This is a genomic window from Amycolatopsis eburnea (assembly GCF_003937945.1).
GTDB lineage: Bacteria > Actinomycetota > Actinomycetes > Mycobacteriales > Pseudonocardiaceae > Amycolatopsis > Amycolatopsis eburnea.
Map to the genome: position 1 here is coordinate 815,035 of NZ_RSEC01000036.1, position 24,077 is coordinate 839,111.

The following is a 24,077-nucleotide window of genomic DNA, read 5'->3' on the forward strand; positions in this document are numbered from 1 at the left end:
CGGTGGTCAGGGGTTGACCAGCGCCAGGATCTCGCGCGCGACCGCGTCGTTCTGCCGGAACGACAAGGCGTTCGTCCGCGGCCGCGTGAAGGCCGCCGCCGAGCGGGCGCTCGTGTGGGGGCCGACGGCGAAGCGGTGCGGGTGCGGCCGGCCGGTGCCGTCGAGCAGGCGGGAATCCGAGACGCGCGTGTGGATGCGGCCGGACGGCAGGCGCGCGCCCGTGACCGGGTCCGCCACCGTCTCTTCGGCCAGCTCGCCCGCGTCGCGCAGCTGGCGGAGCAGGCCGTCGGCCGCGCGGGTCACGCTCGGGCCCGGCAGCCGCGCCTCGACGAGCGTCCGGGCCTCGACCGTTCCCGGGAAACTGGCGCTGGAGGCGGCAAAAGTGCCGCGCTCGGCCGACACCGCCATCTCCGCGCCCGCGAAGGACACGATCCCCGCGTCGTGCAGCGCCAGCAGCTCCTCCAGCCGACGCGGTGGCGGACCGCTGGCGTAGTAGGAGAAGAAGCCGTGGAACCAGCCGTCCATATCGGACACCTGGGACGCCGCGTCCAGACGTCCTTTGTGGACCAGTGTGGGCAGCTGGCTGTACACCGAAAGCAACGCCGCGAACGCGCCCAGGTCGGCGCTGAACTCCTGATCGGCGCGGCGGGCCAGGTCGCCCTCGATGTATTCGCGCAGCTCCTTGCCGAACTCCTCGGCCGTGCCGAACACGCGGCCCGCCATCGGGCGGTCGACGCGGTCGAGGTCGAGGCGGTCCGCTTCGGCGGGCACCGCCCGCTCGACGAGGTCGCGCATGCCCGGCGAATCCCAGGCCAGGTCGGCGAACGCGTCGGCGAACACCGCGAAGTCCAGGCGCACGCGGTCCGGGTGGCCGGTGAACAGCTCCGTGTAGTAGCCCCAAGCAAGTTCCTTCGCGATCAACGGCCAGACGTCGGTGCGGAAGTCGAGCGCGCCGGGTGCGCCGGCCAGCTCGTCGATGGCGTAGGCGTCGAAGAACCTGGGCAGCCGCGCCGGTTTCCCGCGTAGCCGGTAGCCGATCTTCGCGTGGTACGGGACCCCGCGCCGCGAGCCGACGTGCAGGACCGGCTCGGCGCCGCTCGGGTGGTAGCGGAGGCCGCCGCAGGCCAGCTCCTCGAAGCGGCCGCCGCGGCCCTCGGTGAGCAGCAGCATCAGGTCGACGAACGCCAGCCCGAACCCCCGCACCAGCACCGTTTCGCCGGGCGCGATGGCGGAGTAGTCGACGTCGGCGGTGTAGCCGGCCGGGTAGTAGGCCAGCCCGTGCCGCGCGGCGAAGGACACCAGTTCGCGCTCGCGGTCGTCCGGTTCCGCGTCGAGGTGCCCGACGGTGAACACCACGGCGTCCGCCCGCACGGCCGTCCCGTCGGACAGGCTGACGGTGTACCCGTCCACCCCGACCGCCCGCGCGGCGTGCTCGACGACGTCGACGCCGTCGGGGAGGTCCTCGACGATCTTCCGGTAGACCCAGGTCAGGTAGGCGCTCTGCAGGCGCCGGGTGGGGAAGTCGAACGGGTCGAGCGCGGTCAGCTCGGCGGCGACATCGGGCGGGACCTCGGCGTCGAGGCCGCCGTCGCGGACCTTGCGGGCCCAGTCGAGCAGCGTCGGGCCCGGGCGCACCGGGCCGGTCATCTGCACCGATTCGTCGGTGAACATCGTGACGTCCTCCGGCATGGAGTTCATGCGCAGGAGCGGCGACTGGTCGTAGCGCCACACGCGGCCGGGGCCGGGCGGGAAGGGGTCGATCAGGTGCACCTCGAGCCGGCGGCCGCCGAGCAGTTCCGCCGCGTTCGCGCCGAGCCGTTCGAGGACGCCGACCCCACGGGGTCCGGCGCCCACGACGGCAAGGGTGAACGGCGGGGAATCGGCCACGAACCCGAAGCTACGCCGGGGTTGTGGCGGGAAACGGCCTTCCCACAGAGCGGAACCAATCACCCGGGCCACCGGCTCCGAATCCCCGGCACGCCGACGGAAGGAGCCGAGTTGTCCCTCGTCCACCCAGGCGCCCGGGCCTCAGCCGCACCGCCCCGCCGTCGAAGACGTGGCCGCTGAGATCGGTCCACCGCACCGCGTCCACACCGCGCAGGACGTGGTCGACACCCTCCGCCGGGGGAACTGGGCGATCCTCGCCCACGAATGGGCCGGCGAAATCGACCCCGAGCACTGGCAGGACGTCGTCGAGGCCGCCGCGGAGGCGGCCGGGGTCGACGTCGAGTTCGTCGTGATCCCGCGCCGGTCCCTGACCGTCGTGTTCAACCGGGCGGCCCCGCCGACGTTCGAGCAGGTCCGCGCGTCGATCGACGTCATCGAGCGGCACCGGTGAGGCGTTCCACCCTGCGGACGTCGTTGCCACCCCCGTGCGCCCGGCGTAGCCCTGGAAAAGGGGGCGCGAGGGTTGGAGGACGGTATGCCGGTCGAATTCCTGGGCATCGGGGGCACGCACGACGGGTCCGAAACGCACGCCCGCACGGGCGGGGTGTTCGACAAGGAGTACACGTTGCGCCTGGCCCGCGCGCACGAGGACTTCGGCTGGGACCGGGTGCTGTTCGCCTACGGTTCCGGCTCGCCGGACCCCGCGCAGGCGGCCGCGTACGTCGCCACGAAGCTCGACAAGCTGCAGATCCTGCTCGCCCACCGCCCCAACGTCTCGTACCCGACGTTCGCCGCGAAGACGTTCGCCACGCTCGACCAGATCTCCGACGGCCGCCTCACGGTCCACTTCATCACCGGCGGCAACGACCACGAGCAGCAGCGCGAAGGCGACTACCTCAGCAAGGACGAGCGTTACGGGCGCACCCGCGAAGCCATCCAGATCATCAAGAAGGCGTGGACGTCCGACGAGCCCTTCAGCTTCGAAGGCCAGTACTACCGCTTCGCGGACTACGTCAGCGACGTCAAGCCGGTCCAGCAGCCCCGGCCCGGCGTGTCCTTCGGCGGGTCGTCGCCGGCCGCGTACGCCGCCGGTGGCGCCGAAGCGGACATCTACTGCCTCTGGGGCGAGCCGCTGGACCGGACCGCGGAGCAGATCGCGTCGGTCAAGGCCGCGGCGCTGGCCGCCGGCCGCACCGACGTGCCGCGGATCCAGGTCGCGTTCCGGCCGATCATCGCGCCGACCGAGGAGCTGGCCTGGGAAAAGGCGCACGCGACGGTGGGCGCGATCAAGGACCGCACCAAGGGCGGCCGGCCGCTGACGCGGCGGCACAAGCTCACCGAGCCCGAGAACACCGGATCGCAGCGGCTGCTGGAGATCGCGGCGAACGGCGAGCGCTTCGACCGCGCGCTCTGGACCCCGACGGCGGCCGCGACCGGCGGCGCGGGCAACTCGAACGCGCTGGTCGGGACCCCGGAGACGGTCGCGCAGGCGCTGCTCGACTACTACGACCTCGGCGTGGAGATCCTCTCCGCCCGCGGCTACGACATGCTCGGCGACACGATCGACTTCGGGCGCTACGTCATCCCGATCGTCCGCGAGGAGGTCGCCAAGCGCGACGTCGCCCGCGCCGCGATCGCGGCCCGCGGACCACGGGACGACGCCCTCACCATCGACGGCTGACCGCCGCCTGCGCCCCAGGTAGCCACCTCGCGAACGCGAGGTGGCTACTTTTGCCTCTGGTCCTCCGGCCATCGGGTGCGGAATGATCCATTGGTGACTCCTGAGCCACCGGTCAGACACTGCGGGCTATCGTCTGATCCGTTCGGGAAAGCTCCGTGACACCTTGGATACCAGCGAAAGAACCTAGAGATTCACCAACAGTCACGGGACACTGGCTGGGGTAACTCACGTACCGTGACTGCCCCATGACCGGCTGGTCGTCTCGTCACCAGCAGTCATGGGACTGACGCGGTCTGCACAAGAGGTCGGGAGAAAACGCATGGCAGCACCGCCGGATCGGGTCACGTTCCGCGAGGTGTTCGGGATCGCCGAGTTCCGGGCGCTGTGGTTCGGCGAGCTGCTGTCGATCGCCGGTGACCAGCTGGCCAGGGTCGCGCTGTCCATCCTCGTCTTCACCGGCACCAACTCGGCGACCCTGACCGGCCTGACGTACGCCCTGACCTACGCCCCGTCGCTGCTCGGCGGCATCTTCCTGACCGGCTTCGCCGACCGCTTCCCCCGCCGCACCGTGATGGTGCTCGTCGACCTCCTGCGCGCCGCGCTGATCCTGCTCGTCGCGCTGCCCGGCATGCCGTTCTGGCTGATGTGCGTGCTCGTCGGCGGCGTGTCCCTGGTCAACCCGCCGTTCAAGGCGTCCCAGCTGGCGCTGCTGCCGCAGGTGCTCGAAGGCGACCGGTTCGTCGTCGGGATGGGCATCCGCAGCATGACCGTGCAGAGCGCCCAGCTGCTCGGGTTCGCCGGCGGCGGCGCGCTGCTGATCGCCCTCGACCCGCACGTCGCGCTCGCCATCGACGCCGCCACCTTCCTGCTCTCGGCCGCGTTCGTCCGCTTCGGCCTGCGCGCCCGGCCGGCCGCGGCGAGCGGGGAGCAGCGCAAGTCGTTCTTCGCGACGCTGGGCGGCGGCGGCCGGACCGCGTTCGCCAGCTCTCCACTGCGGACGCTCGTGCTGTTCACCTGGCTGATGGGGCTGCTGCCGGTCTACGAGGGCATCGCCGCGCCGTACGTCGCGGCGGCGGGCGGCGGGCCCGAAGCGATCGGCCTGCTGCTGGCGGCCGACCCGATCGGCAGCGTCATCGCGACCTTCGCCTACACGCGCTGGGTGCCCGCGCACCTGCGGCCGAAGCTGATCGGCCCGCTGGCGGCGCTGTGCGCGGTGCCGCTGGTGCTCTGCTTCCTCAACCCCGGCCCGGTGTTCTCGATCGTCCTGTTCATCGTATCCGGCGGGTTCGGCACGGTCTGCCTGCTGCAGGCGACCGCGTCGCTGACCCTGGCCGTGCCCGACGAGCAGCGCGCGCAGGTGATGGGCCTGTCCAACACCGGGCTGACCACGATGATGGGCATCAGCCCGCTCATCGGCGGCGTGCTCGCGGATCAGCTGACCCCGCACGGCACGGTCGGCATCTTCGGCATCGTGGGAGTGGTGCTCACCCTGCCGCTGGCGGCGCTGTGGGCCCGATCGTTATCGGCGGAACCCGGCCGGTGGCACGACAAAGAAGCCGCACGCGCCGAACATGCTTGACATGCCCCGCGCGTGGGCCCGACCTGCGCGACCTTGCGGTGCGCTGTGCGGTCACTGATCTTTGCCGCGCATCGCTGGCCACCTCTCGTTCCGGTGTCAACCAAAAAGTACACACCGAAAGCCCTTGTGGACAGCTGGCAAACGGTCTGAAACTGTCCGTGAGTAGATTGTCACTGATCACCTGCGCAAGGGGCTGGGGGAAAAATGGTCACATCGGGGGAACGGTCTGGACAAGCCTCGGTTCGTGGTGTTGCCGACTGGGCACTGTGGTCGCGGCCACGGGCCTGGGTCGCCGTCACGCTCACCGCGATCGCCGTCATGCTGGCCTGGACCACCGCGGCCACGCTCACGATTCCGGTCACGCTCGCGAACTTGGGGACGTTCGCGCTGCTCACCGCCCTGGCGGTGACCCAGACCGAGGTCAGCAGGCGCATCGAGCGCCAGCGCCGGATCCTGAGCAACGGGCCGCACATCAACATGACTTCGGTCTGGCTGCTGCCCGCCGGACTGCTCGTGCCGCCGCAACTGGTGGCCGTCCTCGGCACGGTGCTGTACGTCTACCTCGCGTTCCGTAGCTGGTCCGGCTTCCGACCGGGTGAATTTCACCGCGTCGCGGCCAACGCGACCACGATGATCCTCTCCGGGTTCGCCGCGAACTTCGTCGCGCAGGCGCTGCACGGGCACGGGATGACCGCCGTGGCGCTCGCCGCCATCGCCTTCTTCGCCACCAACACCGCGCTCACCGGGCTCGGGCTGTACCTGGCCGCGCCGGAGAAGGCGACCGCCGAAGGCTGCCTCGGCAACATGGACGACAACCTGCTGGAGCTGGCCACGCTGTGCGTCGGCGGCCTGCTGGTGATGGTCTTGACCACCGAGCCGCTGCTGTCGGTGCTGGTGATCCTGCCGCTCTACGTGCTGCAGCGGTCCGTGCTGATCAAGCGGCTCGAGGAGCTCGCCACGACCGACCAGAAGACGCAGCTGCTCAACGCCACCACCTGGCAGGACGGCGCGCAGCGCGAGATTTCGCGCGCGGAGCGGGAAAACGGCAGCTTCGGCGCCATGATGATCGACCTCGACCACTTCAAGCGGATCAACGACACCTACGGGCACCTCGCGGGGGACGACGTGCTCAAGGCGGTCGCGGCCGTGGTCAAGCAGGAGACCAGGGCGCACGACCTGGTCGGGCGGTTCGGCGGTGAGGAGTTCGTCGCGCTGCTGCCCGCGACGTCCAAGGAGGACGCGATCGTCACCGCCGAGCGGATCCGGCAACGGGTCAGCGAGCTGGTGATCAGCACGAAGACCAACGAAGGCACGGCGGTCGACATCGAACGCCAGACGGCGTCCATCGGCGTCGCCGCGTACCCGCTCGACGGGTCGTCGATCGAGGAAGTGATGTCCTCCGCCGACGCCGCCGTCTACGCGGCCAAGCACGGCGGGCGGAACCGGGTGGTCGGCTCCGTCGCGCTCCCGGAGATGGCCGTCGCTTAGCTGCCGTCGGAGTCAGCGCAGCCGGTCGATGACGTCGCTCGCCTTGGTCTGGAGGCGGGCGACGCCGCCGACGGTGAACTCGGTCAGCAAGTCGATCAAGGCGTCCTGGTCCGGCGGTTCGCCGTCCCAGGTGGCCTGGACCAGTGACTCGGTCATCGCGAAGAAGAGCGTGACGAGCGCGCGGTCCGCGCGGCCGGAGTCGATGCCGTGCGCGGCCCACCGCTTGCGGCTGGCTTCGGCGTAGACGACGGCCAGCCTCTCCCTCAACCGGGTGAGGGCAGGGTCGCCCGCGCGCTCGGCCGCGCGGAGCACGCCGTAGCCCTCGGGGTGGTCGGCGACGAAGGTGACCATGTTGGCGTAGTTGGCCCGCGCCCAGGCCCGCAGCCCGGGCTGCTCGTCGGCCACCGAAGGGCCCGCGATGGCGGCGAAGGCGCTTTCCTCGGTGGCCGCCACGACCTCTGCGAACAGCGTCGCCCGGTCGCCGAACTGCTCGTAGACGGCCTGCCGCGAGACGCCGGCTTCGCGCGCGATCTGCTCGATCGTGGCGCCCTGCATCCCGTGCTGCGCGACGACCCGCGCCGTGGCGCCCAGCACGCGGGCGCGCTGCTCCCCGACCGGGAGCTTGCGCGGCCGCCCACGCGGAGCGGGGCTTGACATGGTGGTCCACCTCACGTGATTCTTTTTCCGACACCTCTGTCTAAAAAGGTGTTCCCCGCGCACTCGTCCTGCTCAACGAGGAGCAAGCATGCGTATCTTCCCCCGCCGCGCCCTGGCCGCGGCCGTCGCCACGGTTTCCGTGCTGGCACTGCTGGCACCCGGCGCCTCCGCCGCGTCCTTCTACGATCCCCCTTCACCGCTTCCGGCGGGCAGCAACGGCGACGTCATCCGCCACGAAGCGTCGACGTTCTACATCGACCCGATCAAGCTGATCAAGGCCGACGCGGACGTGCAGCGGATCATGTACCGCAGCACCGACACGCACGGCTCGCCGATCGCCGTCACCGGCACGGTGCTGACGCCGCGGTCGGCGTGGCACGGCGCCGGCGCGCGCCCGATCGTCTCCTACGCCGTCGGCACGCAGGGCGAGGGCGACGACTGCGCGCCGTCGAAAGCGCTTGCCGCCGGCTTCGAGTACGAAGGCCCGTTCATCGCCGGGCTCCTGACGCGGGGCTACGGCGTCGTCGTCACCGACTACGAAGGACTCGGGACACCGGGCGACCACACGTACGTCAACCGCGCGGCGGAGGCGCACGCGGTGCTCGACGCGGTCCGCGCGGCGCAGCGGCTGCCGGAAGCCGGGCTGCCGGACGACGGCCCGGTCGCGATCGCGGGCTACTCCCAGGGCGGCGGCGCGTCGGCCGCGGCGGCGGAACTCCAGCCGAGCTACGCGCCGGAGCTGAAGCTGAAGGGCGCGTACGCGGGCGCGGTGCCGGCGGACCTGGCTTCGGTGGCCAAGAACCTCGACGGGCACTACGCGGTCGGCTTCCTCGGCTTCGCGCTGGTGAGCATGAACTACGCGTATCCGGAGCTGAACATCCCGGCGCTGCTCAACGCGCGCGGCAAGCAGCTGTTCGAGCAGGTCCGGACCGAGTGCACGGTGGAGGCGGTCGCGGCGCACGCGTTCACGCAGTCTTCGACGCTGACCAACGACGGCCGCTCGCTGACTGCGTACCTCGGCGAGGAGCCGTACGCGTCGCGGGTGGCGGAGCAGAAGATCGGGGCGCTCAAGCCGGCGGTGCCGGTGCTGATCGTCCACAGCGCGCTCGACGACATCGTGCCCTACGCCCAGGATCGCGACCTGGGCCGGACGTGGTGCGGCAAGGGCGTGAAGGTGCAGTTCAGCACGTCACTGGTGCCGACGCACGTGCTCGCGGCGGTGCGGGCGTTCCCGGAGGCGTTCGCGTGGCTCGAAGGCCGCTTCGCCGGCCTCCCGGCCCTCTCCAACTGCGGCCTGTTCTGACGTTCGTGAAGGCCACCTTGAGGAACTCTACGTTCCTCAAGGTGGCCTTCACGAAGTTGGCGTCACTTGAGGCCGGTGGCTTCCGCGGCAGCGGGGTCGGAGTCGGCGAGGAACGTCCGGCAGCGGTCGTACTCCTCGGTCTCGCCGATCTTGCCGGCGGCCTTGCCCAGCACGGCGAGGGAGCGCAGGAAGCCCTGGTTGGGGCGGTGCGCCCACGGCACCGGGCCGAAGCCCTTCCAGCCCGCGCGGCGCAGCTGGTCGAGCCCGCGGTGGTAGCCGGTGCGGGCGTACGCGTAGGCGGCGATGGTCTCGCCCGCCTCGAAGGCCTTCTCGGCCAGCGACGCCCACGCCTCGCTGTAGTAGGGGTGTTCGGCCGCGACGGTGGCCGGGTCGCTCCCGGCGTCGAGCGCGGCCTGGGCGGCGGTGTGCTCGGGCAGCAGCGTCGGCTCGGGGCCGAGCAGGTTGTGCGTCATGCCGCCCATTCTGCCCTCAGAAGAGCAGGGCTCCGAGCACCCCGCCACCGGCCAGCACCAGGGCGCCGATCAGGACGGCGGCCACGACTCGTTTCGGCATCATGGCGGCACACCATGCCAACTTCCGCACGCCGGAAGCAAATCGGCCACCCCTACGGGTGAACCCCGGTTTTCGGCGGTCTTAGCCCGCTCGTGACCATGACCGGCCATGATGTCCGGCATGGCCAAGGCAGTCGACGTCCCGGTGGACGTGATCCCGCGCAGCCCCATCGGCAAGACGCGGCTGTTCTTCACGCGGCACTGGCACCGCGGTGCCCCCGGGCAGCCGACGCCGGACTGGGTGCTCCGGTTCTGCTACGGGATGTGGCTGGCGGCGTTCGCGTTCAAGCTGCTCGGCTCGTCGTGGGACATGTCGTGGCACTTCATGTGGCTGCGCGACGACCTGGCCCCGCCACACCTGATCAACACCGTCGGCACGGTGATCATCGTGGTGCTGGTGGCGATCCACAGCTACACGGGCCTGGGCTGCGACAAGCGGTCCCTGCGGCTGATGCAGATCGGCCTGCTGGTGTTCCTGGTCGCGGCGCCGCTGGACGTCATCAACCACCGCGTCAACGGCCTCGACCTGACGGCGTGGAGCCCGTCGCACATGATGCTGTACCTGGGCACGGGCATCATGCAGGCCGGCGTGCTGCTGGGCTGGCTGCGCTACGCGCCCCCGGGCCGCTTCCGCACCGGCGTGCTGCTCGCGCTGTGGGCGTTCTTCCTGGAGAACACGTTCTTCCCGAACGGCCAGCAGGAGTACGGCATCCTCGGCCTGCGCGCGTGGGAGCGCGGCGAGCCGGAGGCGGAGAAGTCCCTGCTCGACTTCGCGGCCAACCAGATCGGCCACCCGGTCGACCGGACGGCGGTGCTGCACTTCACGATGCCGATCCCATCGTGGGTGTACCCGTTGTGGGGCATCGGCGTGATGGCGTTGATCCTGGTCCTGGCGCGTCGCACCCTGGGCTTCCGCTGGGCGGCGACCTCGGTGGCGCTGGCGTACGTGGCGTACCGGTCGGTGATGTGGCCGCTGCTGCTGGGCCTGGGTTTCCCGGTGTCGACGGTGCCGTTCTACCTGCTGTTCGTGGGCCTGGCGGTGGACCTGGCGTTCGCTCTCGGCTCAGGTGCGGTACGGGCCGGCGCGGGCGCGCTGCTGGTGACGGCGTTCGGGTTCGGGGCGCTGTGGGTGCAGTCGCAGTTCCGGCCGTGGGTACTGGGCGACGCGCACACGGAGTCGGCGCCGCCGGTGGCGTACTGGACGGCTTTGGCGGTGCTGGTCGGGGTGTTCGTCTTGTGGGCGGCGGCCGGCCCGGCTTCCCGGCGGTGGACCGCGAGCCGGGTAACCGCGTAGCACCAGGTGCTACACTTGCTTCATGAAGATCATCAGCCAGCGGGAGCTTCGCAACGGCTCCGCCGCGATCATGGACGCGGTCGAAGCCGGCGAGACCTTCCACGTCACGCGCAACGGCGTGGAGATCGCCGAACTTCGCCCCCTGGCCCCGCGGCGTCGGCTCACCACCGAGGAGCTGGTCGCCAAGCACCGCCGTATGCCCCGGGTCGACGCGACGGAGATGCGCAGGGACATCGACGAGTTCTTCGGCGATGATCGGCTGAGCGACGACGACCCCTGGGACCGGTCGCGTGGCTGACCAGCGCGATGCGGGCGTGCTCGACACCTGCGTGTACATAGACTTGAACTTGTTGGAACCGGCACAGCTGCCGAAGGTCACCGAGCTCACCGCGATCTCGATGGCCGAGTTGCACCAAGGCGTCGTGGTGGCCAAGGACTCCGCGCTGCGTGCCTCGCGAACCGAAAAGCTCGGCGCGGCGATCACCGATTTCAGCCCGCTCCCCTTCGACGGCGACGCGGCCACCCGGTACGGCACGTTCGTCGCGATGGTGCTCGCCACCGGACGCGACCCGCGACCACGCAAAATGGACCTGATGATCGCCGCGATCGCCTCGGTGCGCGGCCTGCCGCTGTACACCCGGAACGCGAAGGACTTCCGCGGCCTCGAGAGCCTGCTGGAAGTCGTCGAGGTCTGAACACGACGAAGGGGCCGCACTTTCACGTGAAAGTGCGGCCCCTTCGCGCGAAGAGACCTACTTGAGCTTCGTGCCCGCCGAGCCCAGGGCCTGGCAGGCCTCCACGACGCGCTGAGCCATCCCGGCCTCGGCCGCCTTCAGGTACGAACGCGGGTCGTAGACCTTCTTGTTGCCGACCTCGCCGTCGATCTTCAGGACGCCGTCGTAGTTCTTGAAGAAGTGGTCCACGATCGGGCGGGTGAAGGCGTACTGGGTGTCGGTGTCGACGTTCATCTTCACCACGCCGTAGGACACCGCCTCGCGGATCTCCTCCGGCAGCGAACCCGAACCGCCGTGGAAGACCAGCTCGAACGGCTTCGACCCGGCGTCCAGGCCGAGCTTCTTGGCCGCGGCTTCCTGGCCGCCCTTGAGGACGTCCGGGCGGAGCTTGACGTTGCCCGGCTTGTACACGCCGTGGACGTTGCCGAAGGTCGCCGCGAGCAGGTAGCGGCCCTTCTCGCCGGCGCCGAGGGCGTCGATGGTCTTGAGGAAGTCGCCTTCGGCGGTGTAGAGCTTCTCGTTGATCTCCGCCTCGACGCCGTCTTCTTCGCCGCCGACGACGCCGATCTCGACCTCGAGGATGATGTTCGCCGCGGCGGTCTTGGCCAGCAGCTCCTGCGCGATTTCGAGGTTTTCGTCGAGGTCGATCGCCGAGCCGTCCCACATGTGGGACTGGAAGAGCGGGTTCTGGCCGTTCTTGACCCGCTCGGCGGAGATCTCGATCAGCGGGCGGACGAAGCCGTCGAGCTTGTCCTTGGGGCAGTGGTCGGTGTGCAGCGCGACGTTGACGTCGTACTTCGCGGCGACGACCTGGGCGAACTCGGCCAGGGCGGTGGCGCCGGTGACCATGTCCTTGACCTTCTGGCCGGACGCGAACTCGGCACCGCCGGTGGAGAACTGGATGATGCCGTCGCTCTCCGCCTCGGCGAAGCCGCGGATGGCGGCGTTCACGGTCTCGGACGAGGTCACGTTGATGGCCGGGTAGGCGAACTCGTTCGCCTTGGCCCGGTCGAGCATCTCCGCGTAGACCTCGGGGGTGGCGATGGGCATCGTTACTCCTCCTTGGCACGGGGTGGGTCCCGACCGCATCGTACGAGGTGTACCGCCGTCGCACACCGGTCCCCGCGCAGAAACTTCCCCGCACGTCGAATCGGTTCAGAAGGAGGGCGTCCAGCCGCCGGGGGAACCGGCGGCCGGACGGAGATCACAGCAGCTCGGCGGCCAGCGCGCGGTACGCCGGCCACGGGTCCTCGTTGAGCACCTGGATGTTGACGTGGTCGGCACCCGCCTCGAGGTGGGCCGACACGCCGCGAGCCACGGTCGGGGCGTCGCCCTGGAGGACCAGCGCGTCGACCAGGCGGTCGCTGCCCTCGCCCTCGAGGTCCTCGTCGGTGAAGCCGAGTTTCCGCAGGTTGGCGACGTAGTTCGAGAGGCCGAGGTAGAACTTGACGGTCTTGCGACCGATCGCCCGGGTCTCGGCGGCGTCGGTGCCGAGGACCACCTTGTGCTCCGGGGCCAGCAGCTTGCCCTCGCCCAGGATCTCCCGCGTCTCGCGCGTGTGCTCCGGCGTCGTTAGGTACGGGTGCGCGCCCGCCGTGCGGTCGCCGGCGAGCTTGACGACCTTCGGGCCGAGCGCCGCCAGCGCGCGGCCTTCGACGGGCACGCCGGCCGCGTCCAGGCCGTCCAGGTAGTCGACCAGCGCCGTGTACGGCTTCTTGTACTCCTTCGTCGCTTCGCGGTGACCCGCGCCGACGCCGAGCAGGAAGCGGTCCGGGTACTTGCCCGCGATCCGCTCGTACACGCGGGCGATGTCCGCGGGCTCGTCCTGCCAGATGTTCACGATGCCGGTCGCGATGACCAGCGAGTCCGTCGCCGCGAGGAGGTCGTCGACGTAGGACAGGTCGCCGCTCGGGGACGCCCCCAGCCAGATCGCGCCGTAGCCGAGTTTCTCCGCCTCCGCCGCGAACTGCGCGTCGACGCCCGAGTAGTGCCGCCAGATACCGAGCTTGCCGAGTTCGATTGCCATGGAACACTCCAACGCGTGGGACGGCGATTTTCCTCCCGGATCCGCGAACTACCGTCGAAGGCATGACCAAGCTGGGAAACACCGACCTCGACGTGTACGGGCTCAACCTCGGCGGCAACGTCTTCGGCTGGACGGCCGACGAGCCCCAGTCCTTCGCCGTCCTGGACGCCTACGCCGCCGCCGGCGGCAACTTCGTGGACTCCGCCGACCTCTACGGCGGGGGCGGCGGCTCCGAGGAGATCCTCGGCGACTGGCTCGCCGCGCGCGGCAACCGGGACGACGTCGTCGTCGCGACCAAGGTCGGCATGTGGGAGGGCCGCCCGGGCCTGTCCGCGAAGAACATCCAGGCCGCGGCCGAGGACTCGCTGCGCCGCCTCCAGACCGACCACATCGACCTCTACTACGCCCACGTCGACGACCCGGACACCCCGCTGGAGGAGACGCTGAGCGCGTTCGACGCCCTGGTCCGCGCGGGCAAGGTCCGCTACCTCGGCGCGTCCAACTACAGCGCCGAGCGGCTCGGCGAAGCACTGTCCATTTCGGACCGAAACGGCTTCGCGCGGTACGCCGTGCTGCAGCCGCACTACAACCTCGTCGAGCGGGACTACGAGCGCGAACTGGCCCCGCTCGTCGAGCGCGAAGGCCTGGCCACGCTGCCGTACTTCTCCCTCGCGAAGGGCTTCCTGACCGGCAAGTACCGCACGAAGGGCGCCGTGACCGGCAGCCCGCGGGCCGCCCGCGCCGAGTCCTATTTGGACAACGGCGGCGAGCGCGTCCTGGCCGAGCTCGACGAGGTCGCGCAGGCGCACGGCGTCTCGGTCGCCACGGTCGCGCTCGCCTGGCTGCGGCAGCAGCCGACGGTCGCCGCGCCGATCGCCAGCGCCCGCACGCCGGAGCAGCTCACCGACCTGATCGCGTCGGTCACCCTCGACCTGACTCCAGACGAAGTAGCGTCACTTTCCCTATGAAAGATGCGTACCGAGGCCCTGACGACGCAACTTTCTCACCGAAAGTGGCGCCTACTCTTGGGTAGCTTACTGCGGGTAAGGTGAGGTACGGTGCCCTCACGTGACATCTAGGAGGGCACCGTGGCCAACCCGTTTTCGCTGCTGAGCGGTACCAAGAAGGTCGACGGGAAGGTCGTGCTGATCACCGGCGCGGCCCGCGGCATCGGCGCCGGGCTGGCCGAGCGCCTGGCCGCCCGCGGCGCGAAGGTGGCCCTCGTCGGCCTCGAAGCCGAAGAGCAGCAGAAGGTCGCCGACCGGATCGGCCCGAACGCGCACGCCTGGGAAGCCGACGTCACCAGCTGGGACGCCCTCGAGCAGGCGACCAAGGGCGTCGTCGAGCACTTCGGCGGCATCGACGTCGTCATCGCCAACGCCGGCATCGCGACCGCGGGCTTCGTCCGCTCGGTCGACCGCGCCGCGTTCGAGAAGGTCATCGAGGTCGACCTCCTCGGCGTCTGGCGGACGTTCCGCGTCACGCTCCCGCACGTCATCGAGCGCAAGGGCTACCTGCTCGCCATCTCCAGCCTCGCCGCGATCACGCACGCGCCGGGCATGGCCAACTACGCCGCCGCGAAGGCCGGCGTCGAAGCCTTCTCCAACAGCCTCCGCGCCGAGGTCGCCCACCTGGGCGTGAAGGTCGGCGTCGCGCACCCGACGTGGATCCGCACCGACCTGGTCGAGAGCGCCGACGCGCACCCCGTGTTCGGCAAGCTCCGCGCGTCGATGCCCGGCCTGATCGGCAAGACCTACCCGCTCGACACCGCGCTGGACGACCTCGAGGCGGGCATCCTCAAGCGCGCCCGGACCATCCACGTGCCGCGCTGGGTCGGCGGGCTGAAGCTGCTCCGCGCGTTCCTGCCGCCGATCATCGAAATCGGCTCCTGCAGCCGGGTACCTTCGGCGGACAAGGCCGCGCTCGCCGACATCGAGGCCCGCGGCGCGTTCGAGTCGGCGGTCACCGGCCACGGCGGCCGGGCCGCCACCAAGGGGTGAAGATGTCCCGTCGTGACCAGATCCGGATGACCGAGGACGAGGTCCGCGAGTACCTCGCCGAGCAGAAGGTCATCAACGTCGCCAGCGTCGGCCCGAACGGGCGGCCGCACCTCGCGCCGCTCTGGTACTTCCCGCACGAGGACGGCGTCGCGACCTGGACGTACGGCACGTCCCAGAAGGCCAAGAACCTGCGCCGGCTCGCGCAAGCGACCGTGCTCGTCGAGGACGGCGACACCTACGAGAAGCTCCGCGGCGTCTCCTTCGAGGCCGACGTCGAGATCGTCGAGGACACCGCCGAAGTCACCCGGATGGGGATCGAGCTCATGCAGCGGTACGCGGGCGCCAAGCCGGGCGACCCGGTGCCCGACGAGCTGCGTGCCTTCATCGCAGGTCAGGCCCCCAAGCGCATCGGGCTGATCTTCCGGCCGACCAAGGTCGCCAGCTGGAACCACGGCAAGCTCGGCGGGACGTACTGATCGGTAGGGAGTACTTCCAAGTAACTGTTACTTGAGGTAACGTCATCTGGGCAGCATCCTCGAAGCAGCGGAGGCCGACAGATGACCGAGCGGTTCAAGGTCGTGATCGTGGGCACCGGGTTTTCCGGGCTCGGCCAGGCGATCCAGCTCGAAAAGGCCGGCATCCGGGACTACGTGATCCTGGAGAAGGCCACCGAGGTGGGTGGCACCTGGCGCGACAACTCCTACCCCGGGTGCGCGTGCGACGTGCAGTCGCACATGTACTCGTTCTCGTACGAGCAGAACCCGGACTGGTCGCGGTCGTTCTCGCCGCAGCCGGAGATCTTCGAGTACCTCAAGGGCGTCGCGGACAAGTACCGGCTGCGCGAGAAGATCCGGTTCGGCGTCGAGCTCACCGGCGCGCACTGGGACGAGCGCGAGCGCCGCTGGACGGCGACGACCAAGGACGGCCGCGAGTTCGTCGCGCAGTTCCTCGTCTCCGGCGTCGGCGGCCTGCACATCCCGCAGGTCCCCGAGCTGCCGGGGATCGCGAAGTTCAAGGGCCAGACCTGGCACTCCGCGCAGTGGAACCACGAGTACGACATGCGCGGCAAGCGGGTCGCCGTGGTCGGGACCGGCGCCAGCGCCGTCCAGTTCGTCCCGAAGATCGCCCCGGACGTCGCCGAGCTGACGCTCTTCCAGCGCACGCCGCCGTGGATCATGCCGAAGCCCGACCACGCGATGCCGTCGTGGGCGCAGACGCTGTTCAAGCGCGTCCCCGGCACCCAGCGGGCCTACCGCAACGCGCTGTACTGGCTGCTCGAAGCCCGCGCCATCGGCTTCAACGGCCACCCGGCGATCATGAAGGCCGGCGAGCTGATCGCGAAGCGCAACATCGCGAAGGGCATCAAGGACCCCGCGCTGCGCAAGAAGGTCACGCCGGACTACACCATGGGCTGCAAGCGCGTCCTGATCTCCAACGACTACTACCCGGCGCTGAACCGGCCGAACGTCGACGTGAACACGTCCGGGATTAAGGAGGTCAAGGCGCACTCGATCGTCGACGCCGCCGGGGTCGAGCACGAGGTCGACGCGATCATCTACGGCACCGGGTTCAAGGTCACCGACGCGCTGGAGTACCTCGACATCACCGGTGTCGACGGCCGCGACCTGGCCAAGGAGTGGGCGGCCGAGGGGATGCGGACGCACAAGGGCATCACCGTGTCCGGCTTCCCGAACCTGTTCTTCCTGCTCGGGCCGAACACCGCGCTGGGCCACAACTCCGTCGTGTTCATGATCGAGTCGCAGTCGAAGTACGTCGTCGACGCCATCAAGCTCGCCGACTCCCGCGACGCCGCCGCGCTCGACGTGCGGCCGAGCGTGCAGGACAAGTTCCAGCGGGAGATCCAGGACAAGCTGGTCAAGGGCGTCTGGACGCAGGGCGGCTGCAAGAGCTGGTACCTCGACGCCAAGGGCGTGAACCGGACGATCTGGCCGGGCTTCACCTGGCGCTACTGGCTGGAGACGCGCAAGGTCGACCCGGCGGACTACGAGCTGTCCGGCCGCGCGTCATGACCTCGCCGGACGAACAGCTCGTGCTGCACGCCCGGGACGTGAAGTTCGACTGGGCGGCGCTGCCGATGCACTGGGTCCCCGGCGAACCGCAGGTCACGCACACCATCAACGTCCTGCACCTCGCGCTGCCCGAAGGCGAGCGGTGGTTCGTCGAGGTGTTCAAGCAGGCGGTCCCGCTGATCCGCGACGAGCGGCTCAAGGCCGACGTCCTCGGCTTCATCGGCCAGGAGGCGGTGCACGCGGAGGCCCACGACGGCGCCGCGGCGCACCTCGAGGCCGCCGGCGTGCCGGTGCGGCCGTTCATCGCCCAGATGGAGTGGCTGTTCCGGAAGCTGCTCGGCGACCGCGACCTGACCGGCGCGAAGGCCGAGGAGTGGCTGGTCGAACGGCTGGGGATCGTCGCCGCGATCGAGCACTACACCGCGTTCCTCGGCCAGTGGGTGCTCGACGCGCCCCTCGAAGAGGCGGGCGCCGACCCGGTGATGCTGGACCTGCTGCGCTGGCACGGCGCCGAAGAGGTCGAGCACCGGTCGGTCGCGTTCGACCTGTTCATGCACCTCGACGGCCGGTACACGCGCCGGGTGCGCAGCATGGCGGCGGTGACGCCGGTGCTGGCGTGGGTCTTCTCGCGCGGCACCCGGTACCTGATGCGCCACGACCCGACCCGCCCCGGCCGCGCGACCCTGCGGGCCTACCGCCGGGCCGCTCGCCGAGGTCTGCTGCCGACCGGACGTCAGCTCCTGCGAGAAATCCGGCCGTACTTCCGGAAGTCGTACCACCCGACGGAGACGGGGAACACCGACCAAGCGGTGGCGTACCTCGCCAGCTCCCCGGCCGCCCAGGCAGCGGGGTGACCAAGCCGGACCCCGCACTTTCACGTGAAAGTGCCCACCTGGGCCCCGCACTTTCACGTGAAAGTGCGGGGCTTGGGCGGCCGGTCCGGCTGGACGGCAGCGGGCGGACCGACCTCCTGCTGTCCACTTTGGTCGGCGTGGTGGGTGTTTACCGGCGGATGTCGGGCTGGAGCGGGAAGCGGCGGCCGCCGGTGCGCGCGGTCGACCGGGACCTGCCGCTGGTCGTCGAGAGCGTCCGCACCGAAGCCGAGGACGTCGTCAGCCTGCGGCTCGCGAACGGCTCCCCGCTGCCGCGCTGGCGGCCGGGCGCGCACGTCGATCTCGTGCTGCCGTCCGGGCTGGTGCGGCAGTACTCGCTGTGCGGCGACCCGGCCGAAACCGGCCACTACCGCATCGCCGTGCGGAAGATCGGCGCCGCGTCCGGCGAGGTCCACGCGCTCGAGCCGGGCACGCGGGTGACCGTCCGGGGTCCCCGGACCGCGTTCCCCTTCGTCGGCGCCGGGCCGTTCCTGTTCATCGCGGGCGGCATCGGGATCACGCCGATCCTGCCGATGGTCCGCGCGGCGGCGGCGAGCGGCGCCGACTGGCGGCTGGTCTACACCGGCCGCAGCCGCGCATCGATGCCGTTCCTCGACGAGCTGCCGGACGGCGAGCGCGTGCGGATCCGCCCGGACACCGAATACGGCATCCCGGCGTCGGGCGCGGAACTGCTGGAAGACCTGCCCGAAGGGGCGGCGGTGTACTGCTGCGGTCCGGTGCCGATGATCACCGGCGTGCGCGTGGACCTGACCCTGACCAGCGCGAAAGCCGTGCACTTCGAGCGGTTCGCGCCGCCGCCGATCGTCTCCGGGGCGCCGTTCCGGCTGACGCTGCGCCGGTCGCGGCAGGTGCTCGACGTCCCGGGCGACCGCAGCGCGCTGGACGTCCTCCTGGCCGCCCGGCCGGGGACGCCGTACTCCTGCCGCCAGGGTTTCTGCGGGACCTGCGCGGTGCCGACGGCCGACGGCGGATCGATGCGGATCTGCGTCGACCGCGGCCCCGCGGTGCTCGACCTATGACCCTTCGGGCAGCCAGGCGCCGATCACCGGCTTGAACTCGCGGACGCTGCGCTCGGCGACGACGCCCTCCAGGAAGTACGGGTCCTGGTCGATCGTCTCCTTGAGGTGCGCCTCGTCGTCGGCCTGGTAGAGCGTGAGGCCGCCGGTGCCGTCGCCCAGCGGGCCGGCGACCGCGACGCGGCCCTGCTCGGCCAGCTTGCCCAGGAACTCGCGGTGCCGCGGCCGCACCTCCTGGAGCTTCTCCTGGACGTAGGTGATTTCGACGAGGTACCAGGCCATGTGGATCTCCGGTGGCAGGCGCGGGCGGGACGCCACCGACGCTACCCGTGTCACAGTCGTGTCCCAGCATCCGACCTGTGGCGACGGAGGGCCAACCCGATAGGCTGGGCGTGCGTCAGTACCTGTGTGAGCGCTGTGAATACCGTGAACCTGCTGACGCGACGCACCGTGCAAACCGGGGTCGGAGACAGGCAGGGGTTCATGCTCGAGGGCAATGCGGAACGCAGTGTCGAGGCGACCCTCGGCCACCTGCGGGTCATGGACGGTCCGGCCCCGGCGCAGACAGCCGCGCCGCTGACCCTCGAAGACCTCTACCGCCAGCACCGGATGCGGCTGGTCCGGCTGGCGATCCTGCTGGTGGACGAGCCCGCGACCGCGGAAGACGTCGTCCAGGAGGCGTTCACCGGCCTGCACCGCAACTGGGGGCGCCTGCGGGACGCCGCGGCGGCCGTCGGCTACCTGCGCACCGCCGTGGTCAACGGGTCGCGCAGCGTGCTGCGCCGGCGCAAGACCGCCCGCGAGTACGTGCCGCCGCACGCCGTGAACGCCCGGTCCGCCGAGAGCCTCGCGATGCTCTCCAGCGAGCACCAGGCCGTCGTGTCCGCCTTGTCCAAGTTGCCGCCCCGCCAGCGTGAAGTGCTGGTGCTCCGGTACTACGGAGGGCTGAGCGAAGCCGAAATCTCTGAGGCGGCAGGCATTTCCAAGGGTACCGTTAAATCGACCGCCAGCCGGGCGCTCGAGGCGCTCCAGAAGGCCATGCAAGCCCCACAGTGACCCGGGTGGACCATTCCGATCACTGAGTCGTATCACCATGCTTGGTCCAGACCAATATATGCTGGGGTGCGTGAGAGGCGCCGGAGATTTCGTGATCATGGGCGGCCGGGTCGCCGCCCCGGACCGTGTACTCGACGACGGCTGGGTAGCCGTCTCCGACGGGCGGATCGCCGGCGTGGGTTCCGGGACCCCGCCGTCCGGCGAGCACGTGGACGTCGGAGGGGCGCTGGTCGTCCCCGGGTTCATCGACACCCACTGCCACGGCGGGGGAGGTGCTTCGTTCACCTCCCTCGATCCGGAGGAACTCCTGACGGCGGTGCGGGCGCACCGCCGTCACGGCACCACGACCATGCTGGCCAGCCTGGTCTCCGACCCGGTCGACATCCTGCGTGAGCAGGTCGCCGCGCTGCGCGAGCTCGTCCAGGACGGCGAGGTCGCGGGCATCCACCTGGAAGGGCCGTTCATCTCGAAGGCCCGCTGCGGCGCCCACGACCCGGAGACGCTCCTCGAGCCGGACACCGGCACGGTCGAGAAGCTCCTGCGCGCGGGCCAGGGCGCGATCCGGATGGTCACCATCGCCCCCGAGCTGCACGGCGGCGTGAAGGCCGTCCGGCAGCTGGCCGAGTCCGGCGTCATCGCCGCCATCGGCCACACCGACGGCGTCGAGGAGCAGCTGCTGCCCGCCATCGACGCGGGCGCGACGGTCGCGACCCACCTGTTCAACGGCATGCGCCCGCTCCACCACCGCGAACCCGGCCCGATCGGGGCACTGCTCGATGACGAGCGCATCACGATCGAGCTCATCTGCGACCTGGTCCACCTGCACCCGACGGTGGTCCGGCTGGCCGCGAAGCACGCGGGCCGCGACCGCACGGTCCTCATCACCGACGCGATGTCGGCCACCGACGCGGCCGACGGCCGCTACACGCTGGGCCGCCTCGAGGTCGACGTCCACGACGGCGTCGCGACCCTCGCCGACAACGGCTCGCTGGCCGGCAGCACCCTGACGATGGACACCGCCTTCCGTAACCTGGTCCAGGGTGCGAAACTCGGCATCCTCGACGCGGTGCACGCGACGTCGCAACGGCCCGCGGAGCTGCTCGGCATCGCCGACCGCACCGGCATGCTGTGCACCGGCCACGAGGCCGACATCGTGGTCCTCGACCAGGACCTGCGGCCGTCGAAGGTGCTGCGCCGGGGTGAATGGGTCGCCGAAGTGGGTACGGCTACCTTGAGCACCTGAGGTTTCCCGAACGAGGACGGGCGGAGATGAGCGAGCCGAAGGACCCCGAGCAGCTGCTGGCGGACGCCCTTCGCGCGCAAGCCGTCTTCGCCCCTTCGGCGTCACCCGCCCGCGACCCGGAACCGGCGACCGACGCCGTCCCGACCAGCGCGATCAACGAGCTGCCCTCGGCGTACGGCCTGCTCTCGGGCGCGAGCGCGGACTCACTGGAGCGCGAGCGCGCGGCGCTGGACCCGGTCGCCGAAGCGCCGACCGCATACACCCCGCCGCCGCCCCCGCGTTCGTCGGCGCAGCTGCCCGCGTACTGGATCTTGCTGCTGGCGGTGCTGCTGGGCCTCGCGGCGGGGTCCGTGGTGGGCCTGCTCACGCTGGTCTGACGGGTCTCAGTAACGACTCAGGGTGACCCTGTACCGTTTTCGAGGTGATTCTCGCCCAGAGCACGGTCAACACGATGTCGCTGCTGCCGTCATGGCTGGACCCGCAGCACCTGCTGAGCGGCCTGACGACGCCGGTCATCGCGGTGCTGTGCCTGATCATCTTCATCGAGAGCAGCATCTTCCCGGTGCTGCCCGGTGACTCCCTGCTGTTCACGGCCGGCCTGTTCATCGCGAACGGAACCCTCGACGCGCCGTTGTGGCTGGTCTGCGTCCTGGTGACGGTCGCGGCCCTGCTCGGCAACGTGGTCGGGTACTACATCGGCTACTTCGTCGGGCCCAAGCTGTTCAACCGGCCGGACTCCAAGTTCTTCAAGAAGGAGTACGTCGACAAGACGCACGAGTTCCTGGAGAAGCACGGCCCCAAGGCGGTGGTGCTGGCCCGGTTCGTGCCGTTCGTCCGGACGTTCATCACGTGGATCGCGGGCATCGGCCGCATGGACCCGAAGCGCTACTTCACGTACACGGTCATCGGCGGCATCCTGTGGGCCGCGGGCATCACGGTGCTGGGCTCGCTGCTGGGCGGGGTGTCGTTCATCGCGAACAACGTCGACGCGATCTTCGTGCTGATCGTGCTGGTGTCGGTGGTCCCGATCGTGCTGGAGTACCTGAAGGCGCGGCGTGAGAAGAAGGCGGCGCTGTCTTCGGCGGACCCGGAGGTCACGCAGCGGATCCCGCGGATCAAGGACTGAGGTTCTTCAGCGGAGTTTCGGGGCCCCACCGGTCGGCGGTGGGGCCCTTTTCCGTCCCGGCGGCGCGCCCGCGGCTCAGGTCATCGAGAACATCGATCCCGGGTTGAACAGGTTCTCCGGGTCCAGCGCCTGCTTGATCTGCCGGTGCACCCGCAGCCCCACCGGGCCGATCTCCCGCGCCAGCCACTCGCGCTTGATCTTCCCGACCCCGTGCTCCCCCGTCACCGTCCCGCCGAGGGACAGCCCGACCTCGAGGATCTCGTCGAACGCCCGCTGGGCCCGCGCGAACTCGTCCGGGTCGTCCGGCTGGTACACGATCGTCGGGTGCATGTTGCCGTCGCCGGCGTGCCCGACCACCGCGATCCGCAGGCCGACCTCGGCGCTGATCTTCTCGCAGCCGCGGATCAGCTCGGCGATGCGCGTGCGCGGCACGCAGACGTCGTCGGTGAGCCACAGCCCGTACGTCTCCAGCGCGGTCAGGACCACCCGGCGGGCCTGCAGCAGCATCCGCCCCTCTTCGAGGTCCTCCGTCGTGTACGCCAGGTCGGCGCCGCAGTCGACGCAGATCTGCTCCAGCGCCGCCAGCTCGCGGCGGGCGACCTCGCCGCCCGCGTCGGACTGGCCCAGCAGCAGCGCCTGGCAGTCCGAGCCCGCGCCCAGGTCCGTCTTCAGGTACGTCTCGGACGCCTTGATCGACGACGCGTCCATGATCTCCAGCAACGACGGCACGAGCCCTTCGCGCACCACCCGCGCCACGGCCTCGCCGGCCGCCTCGGTCGTCGAGAAGCCCGCGACGAGCGTGGCCGGGGCCTGGGGCAGTGGCTTGAGCTGGACCGTCGCCTGCGTGATGACGCCGAGCGTGCCCTCGCTGCCGACGAACAGGCGGGCCAGGTCGTAGCCCGCCACGCCCTTGACCGTCCGGCGGCCCGTCTTCAGCAGCGACCCGTCCGCCAGGACGACTTCGAGGCCGAGCACCGAGTCGGTCGTGACGCCGTACTTCACGCAGCAGAGGCCGCCCGCGTTGGTCGACAGGTTGCCGCCGATCGTGCACCAGTCGTAGCTGGACGGGTCCGGCGGGTAGAACAGCCCGTGCTTCTCCACGGCGGTGCGGAAGTCCAGGTTGACGACGCCGGGCTGCACCACGGCCAGCCGGTTGCCCGGGTCGATCTCGACGATCTCGTTCAGCTTGGTGAGCGACAGCGTCACGCAGCCGTCGATCGCGTTCGCGGCGCCGGACAGGCCGCTGCCCGCGCCGCGCGGCACGATCGGCACGCCGGCTTCGGCACACGCCTTGACCACCGCCTGGACCTGCTCGGTGTTCGCCGGCAGCACCACCGCCAAGGGCTTGCCGGACGGCGCCAGCGGCATCATGTCGCGCGCGTACGACGCCGTGACGTCGGTGTCGGTGAGCACGGCGCTCTTGCCGAGCAGGTCGCGGAGCTTGGTGACCAGGGCTTCGTTGCTCATGGCCTCATCGTAAGCCCGAAGAGTC

25 protein-coding genes are annotated in these 24,077 nt (G+C 70.4%); 18 read left to right on the forward strand and 7 right to left on the reverse strand.

Going from position 1 to position 24,077, the window contains the following annotated elements; genetic code table 11:
• Positions 1 to 6: 6 nt before the first annotated feature.
• A complete protein-coding gene (locus EIY87_RS16535; protein WP_125308866.1) occupies positions 7 to 1,887 on the reverse strand; it encodes an FAD/NAD(P)-binding protein in 1,881 nt (626 codons plus the stop codon).
• Between the two features lie 169 nt (positions 1,888 to 2,056).
• On the opposite strand from EIY87_RS16535, the gene EIY87_RS16540 reads away from it, so the two are divergent.
• From EIY87_RS16540 to EIY87_RS16555, 4 genes are all read left to right on the forward strand, one after another.
• On the forward strand, positions 2,057 to 2,338 hold the full coding sequence (locus tag EIY87_RS16540; RefSeq protein ID WP_125308868.1) for a hypothetical protein: 282 nt from the start codon (positions 2,057 to 2,059) through the stop codon (positions 2,336 to 2,338).
• Positions 2,339 to 2,422: 84 nt separating this feature from the next.
• Positions 2,423 to 3,568, forward strand: a complete 1,146-nt coding sequence (locus EIY87_RS16545) for an LLM class flavin-dependent oxidoreductase (RefSeq protein ID WP_125308870.1) — start codon at positions 2,423 to 2,425, stop codon at positions 3,566 to 3,568.
• Positions 3,569 to 3,887: 319 nt separating this feature from the next.
• On the forward strand, positions 3,888 to 5,147 hold the full coding sequence (locus EIY87_RS16550; RefSeq protein ID WP_125308872.1) for an MFS transporter: 1,260 nt from the start codon (positions 3,888 to 3,890) through the stop codon (positions 5,145 to 5,147).
• Positions 5,148 to 5,465: 318 nt separating this feature from the next.
• Complete coding sequence (locus EIY87_RS16555) at positions 5,466 to 6,635, forward strand: GGDEF domain-containing protein (protein ID WP_404800047.1); 1,170 nt, start codon at positions 5,466 to 5,468, stop codon at positions 6,633 to 6,635.
• 12 nt (positions 6,636 to 6,647) lie between these two features.
• On the opposite strand, the gene EIY87_RS16560 is transcribed toward EIY87_RS16555, so the two are convergent.
• Complete coding sequence (locus EIY87_RS16560; RefSeq protein WP_125308874.1) at positions 6,648 to 7,292, reverse strand: TetR/AcrR family transcriptional regulator; 645 nt, start codon at positions 7,290 to 7,292, stop codon at positions 6,648 to 6,650.
• Positions 7,293 to 7,380: 88 nt separating this feature from the next.
• Between EIY87_RS16560 and EIY87_RS16565 the strand changes: the two genes are divergently transcribed.
• Entirely contained in the window at positions 7,381 to 8,595 is a 1,215-nt protein-coding gene (locus tag EIY87_RS16565; RefSeq protein WP_125308877.1) for an alpha/beta fold hydrolase, read from the forward strand.
• 62 nt (positions 8,596 to 8,657) lie between these two features.
• Here the strand turns inward: EIY87_RS16565 and EIY87_RS16570 are convergent, their stop codons facing one another.
• On the reverse strand, positions 8,658 to 9,068 hold the full coding sequence (locus EIY87_RS16570) for a DUF3151 domain-containing protein (RefSeq protein ID WP_125308879.1): 411 nt from the start codon (positions 9,066 to 9,068) through the stop codon (positions 8,658 to 8,660).
• A gap of 220 nt (positions 9,069 to 9,288) precedes the next feature.
• On the opposite strand from EIY87_RS16570, the gene EIY87_RS16575 reads away from it, so the two are divergent.
• Genes EIY87_RS16575 through EIY87_RS16585 form a run of 3 tightly spaced genes read left to right on the forward strand, consistent with a single transcriptional unit; the run spans position 9,289 to position 11,156 of the window.
• Positions 9,289 to 10,461 (forward strand): hypothetical protein, encoded by a 1,173-nt coding sequence (locus EIY87_RS16575; protein WP_191984123.1) that lies wholly within the window; start codon positions 9,289 to 9,291, stop codon positions 10,459 to 10,461.
• A gap of 22 nt (positions 10,462 to 10,483) precedes the next feature.
• Positions 10,484 to 10,759 carry a type II toxin-antitoxin system Phd/YefM family antitoxin gene (locus EIY87_RS16580; protein WP_125308883.1) on the forward strand — a complete coding sequence of 92 codons (276 nt, stop codon included), beginning with the start codon at positions 10,484 to 10,486 and terminating at the stop codon, positions 10,757 to 10,759.
• On the forward strand, positions 10,752 to 11,156 hold the full coding sequence (locus EIY87_RS16585; protein WP_191984124.1) for a type II toxin-antitoxin system VapC family toxin: 405 nt from the start codon (positions 10,752 to 10,754) through the stop codon (positions 11,154 to 11,156). The genes EIY87_RS16580 and EIY87_RS16585 overlap by 8 nt, the downstream gene beginning before the upstream one ends.
• Positions 11,157 to 11,213: 57 nt before the next feature.
• Here EIY87_RS16585 and fbaA read toward each other — a convergent pair whose 3' ends face one another.
• Together fbaA and EIY87_RS16595 are read right to left on the reverse strand one after the other, a co-directional pair.
• Positions 11,214 to 12,245, reverse strand: a complete 1,032-nt coding sequence (gene fbaA / locus EIY87_RS16590; protein ID WP_125308885.1) for a class II fructose-bisphosphate aldolase — start codon at positions 12,243 to 12,245, stop codon at positions 11,214 to 11,216.
• A 154-nt stretch (positions 12,246 to 12,399) separates the two neighbouring features.
• The gene (locus EIY87_RS16595) at positions 12,400 to 13,221 is read right to left on the reverse strand and encodes an LLM class F420-dependent oxidoreductase (protein ID WP_125308887.1); all 822 of its coding nucleotides are present in this window, start codon (positions 13,219 to 13,221) and stop codon (positions 12,400 to 12,402) included.
• Positions 13,222 to 13,283: 62 nt separating this feature from the next.
• Between EIY87_RS16595 and EIY87_RS16600 the strand changes: the two genes are divergently transcribed.
• The 6 genes from EIY87_RS16600 to EIY87_RS16625 all read left to right on the forward strand — a co-directional run bounded on the left by EIY87_RS16600 (position 13,284) and on the right by EIY87_RS16625 (position 19,163).
• Positions 13,284 to 14,189, forward strand: a complete 906-nt coding sequence (locus EIY87_RS16600) for an aldo/keto reductase (protein WP_125308889.1) — start codon at positions 13,284 to 13,286, stop codon at positions 14,187 to 14,189.
• 120 nt (positions 14,190 to 14,309) lie between these two features.
• Entirely contained in the window at positions 14,310 to 15,221 is a 912-nt protein-coding gene (locus EIY87_RS16605) for an SDR family oxidoreductase (protein WP_125308891.1), read from the forward strand.
• Between the two features lie 2 nt (positions 15,222 to 15,223).
• Positions 15,224 to 15,697, forward strand: a complete 474-nt coding sequence (locus EIY87_RS16610; RefSeq protein ID WP_125308893.1) for a pyridoxamine 5'-phosphate oxidase family protein — start codon at positions 15,224 to 15,226, stop codon at positions 15,695 to 15,697.
• 81 nt (positions 15,698 to 15,778) lie between these two features.
• Positions 15,779 to 17,251: a flavin-containing monooxygenase gene (locus EIY87_RS16615; protein ID WP_125308895.1), complete on the forward strand. Its 1,473-nt coding sequence runs from the start codon at positions 15,779 to 15,781 to the stop codon at positions 17,249 to 17,251.
• Positions 17,248 to 18,105 (forward strand): metal-dependent hydrolase, encoded by an 858-nt coding sequence (locus tag EIY87_RS16620; RefSeq protein ID WP_125308897.1) that lies wholly within the window; start codon positions 17,248 to 17,250, stop codon positions 18,103 to 18,105. Before EIY87_RS16615 ends, EIY87_RS16620 begins: the two co-directional genes overlap by 4 nt.
• Positions 18,102 to 19,163, forward strand: a complete 1,062-nt coding sequence (locus EIY87_RS16625; RefSeq protein ID WP_404800048.1) for a PDR/VanB family oxidoreductase — start codon at positions 18,102 to 18,104, stop codon at positions 19,161 to 19,163. Before EIY87_RS16620 ends, EIY87_RS16625 begins: the two co-directional genes overlap by 4 nt.
• Here EIY87_RS16625 and EIY87_RS16630 read toward each other — a convergent pair.
• Entirely contained in the window at positions 19,158 to 19,442 is a 285-nt protein-coding gene (locus tag EIY87_RS16630) for a YciI family protein (RefSeq protein WP_125309874.1), read from the reverse strand. The two genes, EIY87_RS16625 and EIY87_RS16630, sit on opposite strands and share 6 nt — an antisense overlap.
• A gap of 201 nt (positions 19,443 to 19,643) precedes the next feature.
• Between EIY87_RS16630 and EIY87_RS16635 the strand changes: the two genes are divergently transcribed.
• The 4 genes from EIY87_RS16635 (at position 19,644) to EIY87_RS16650 (ending at position 22,585) form a co-directional block, all read left to right on the forward strand.
• On the forward strand, positions 19,644 to 20,216 hold the full coding sequence (locus EIY87_RS16635) for an RNA polymerase sigma factor (RefSeq protein WP_163046624.1): 573 nt from the start codon (positions 19,644 to 19,646) through the stop codon (positions 20,214 to 20,216).
• Positions 20,217 to 20,307: 91 nt separating this feature from the next.
• Complete coding sequence (gene nagA, locus EIY87_RS16640; RefSeq protein WP_125309876.1) at positions 20,308 to 21,459, forward strand: N-acetylglucosamine-6-phosphate deacetylase; 1,152 nt, start codon at positions 20,308 to 20,310, stop codon at positions 21,457 to 21,459.
• Positions 21,460 to 21,485: 26 nt separating this feature from the next.
• The gene (locus tag EIY87_RS16645) at positions 21,486 to 21,836 is read left to right on the forward strand and encodes a hypothetical protein (RefSeq protein ID WP_125308901.1); all 351 of its coding nucleotides are present in this window, start codon (positions 21,486 to 21,488) and stop codon (positions 21,834 to 21,836) included.
• A gap of 44 nt (positions 21,837 to 21,880) precedes the next feature.
• A complete protein-coding gene (locus EIY87_RS16650) occupies positions 21,881 to 22,585 on the forward strand; it encodes a DedA family protein (protein ID WP_086862411.1) in 705 nt (234 codons plus the stop codon).
• Positions 22,586 to 22,660: 75 nt separating this feature from the next.
• Here the strand turns inward: EIY87_RS16650 and EIY87_RS16655 are convergent, their stop codons facing one another.
• Positions 22,661 to 24,052, reverse strand: coding sequence for an FAD-binding oxidoreductase (locus EIY87_RS16655; RefSeq protein WP_191984125.1), 1,392 nt, complete (start codon positions 24,050 to 24,052; stop codon positions 22,661 to 22,663).
• Positions 24,053 to 24,077 lie beyond the last annotated feature (25 nt).

Bases quoted from the DNA above. Each gene is read 5' to 3' on its own strand.
- EIY87_RS16615 (WP_125308895.1), top strand. From the start codon at position 15,779: ATGACCGAGCGGTTCAAGGTCGTGATCGTGGGCACCGGGTTTTCCGGG.
- EIY87_RS16610 (WP_125308893.1), top strand. From the start codon at position 15,224: ATGTCCCGTCGTGACCAGATCCGGATGACCGAGGACGAGGTCCGCGAG.
- EIY87_RS16580 (WP_125308883.1), top strand. From the start codon at position 10,484: ATGAAGATCATCAGCCAGCGGGAGCTTCGCAACGGCTCCGCCGCGATC.
- EIY87_RS16545 (WP_125308870.1), top strand. From the start codon at position 2,423: ATGCCGGTCGAATTCCTGGGCATCGGGGGCACGCACGACGGGTCCGAA.
- fbaA (WP_125308885.1), bottom strand. From the start codon at position 12,245: ATGCCCATCGCCACCCCCGAGGTCTACGCGGAGATGCTCGACCGGGCC.
- EIY87_RS16655 (WP_191984125.1), bottom strand. From the start codon at position 24,052: ATGAGCAACGAAGCCCTGGTCACCAAGCTCCGCGACCTGCTCGGCAAG.
- EIY87_RS16595 (WP_125308887.1), bottom strand. From the start codon at position 13,221: ATGGCAATCGAACTCGGCAAGCTCGGTATCTGGCGGCACTACTCGGGC.
- EIY87_RS16645 (WP_125308901.1), top strand. From the start codon at position 21,486: ATGAGCGAGCCGAAGGACCCCGAGCAGCTGCTGGCGGACGCCCTTCGC.
- EIY87_RS16555 (WP_404800047.1), top strand. From the start codon at position 5,466: ATGCTGGCCTGGACCACCGCGGCCACGCTCACGATTCCGGTCACGCTC.
- EIY87_RS16565 (WP_125308877.1), top strand. From the start codon at position 7,381: ATGCGTATCTTCCCCCGCCGCGCCCTGGCCGCGGCCGTCGCCACGGTT.
- EIY87_RS16630 (WP_125309874.1), bottom strand. From the start codon at position 19,442: ATGGCCTGGTACCTCGTCGAAATCACCTACGTCCAGGAGAAGCTCCAG.
- EIY87_RS16620 (WP_125308897.1), top strand. From the start codon at position 17,248: ATGACCTCGCCGGACGAACAGCTCGTGCTGCACGCCCGGGACGTGAAG.
- EIY87_RS16575 (WP_191984123.1), top strand. From the start codon at position 9,289: ATGGCCAAGGCAGTCGACGTCCCGGTGGACGTGATCCCGCGCAGCCCC.
- EIY87_RS16635 (WP_163046624.1), top strand. From the start codon at position 19,644: ATGCTCGAGGGCAATGCGGAACGCAGTGTCGAGGCGACCCTCGGCCAC.
- EIY87_RS16570 (WP_125308879.1), bottom strand. From the start codon at position 9,068: ATGACGCACAACCTGCTCGGCCCCGAGCCGACGCTGCTGCCCGAGCAC.
- EIY87_RS16550 (WP_125308872.1), top strand. From the start codon at position 3,888: ATGGCAGCACCGCCGGATCGGGTCACGTTCCGCGAGGTGTTCGGGATC.
- EIY87_RS16560 (WP_125308874.1), bottom strand. From the start codon at position 7,292: ATGTCAAGCCCCGCTCCGCGTGGGCGGCCGCGCAAGCTCCCGGTCGGG.
- EIY87_RS16600 (WP_125308889.1), top strand. From the start codon at position 13,284: ATGACCAAGCTGGGAAACACCGACCTCGACGTGTACGGGCTCAACCTC.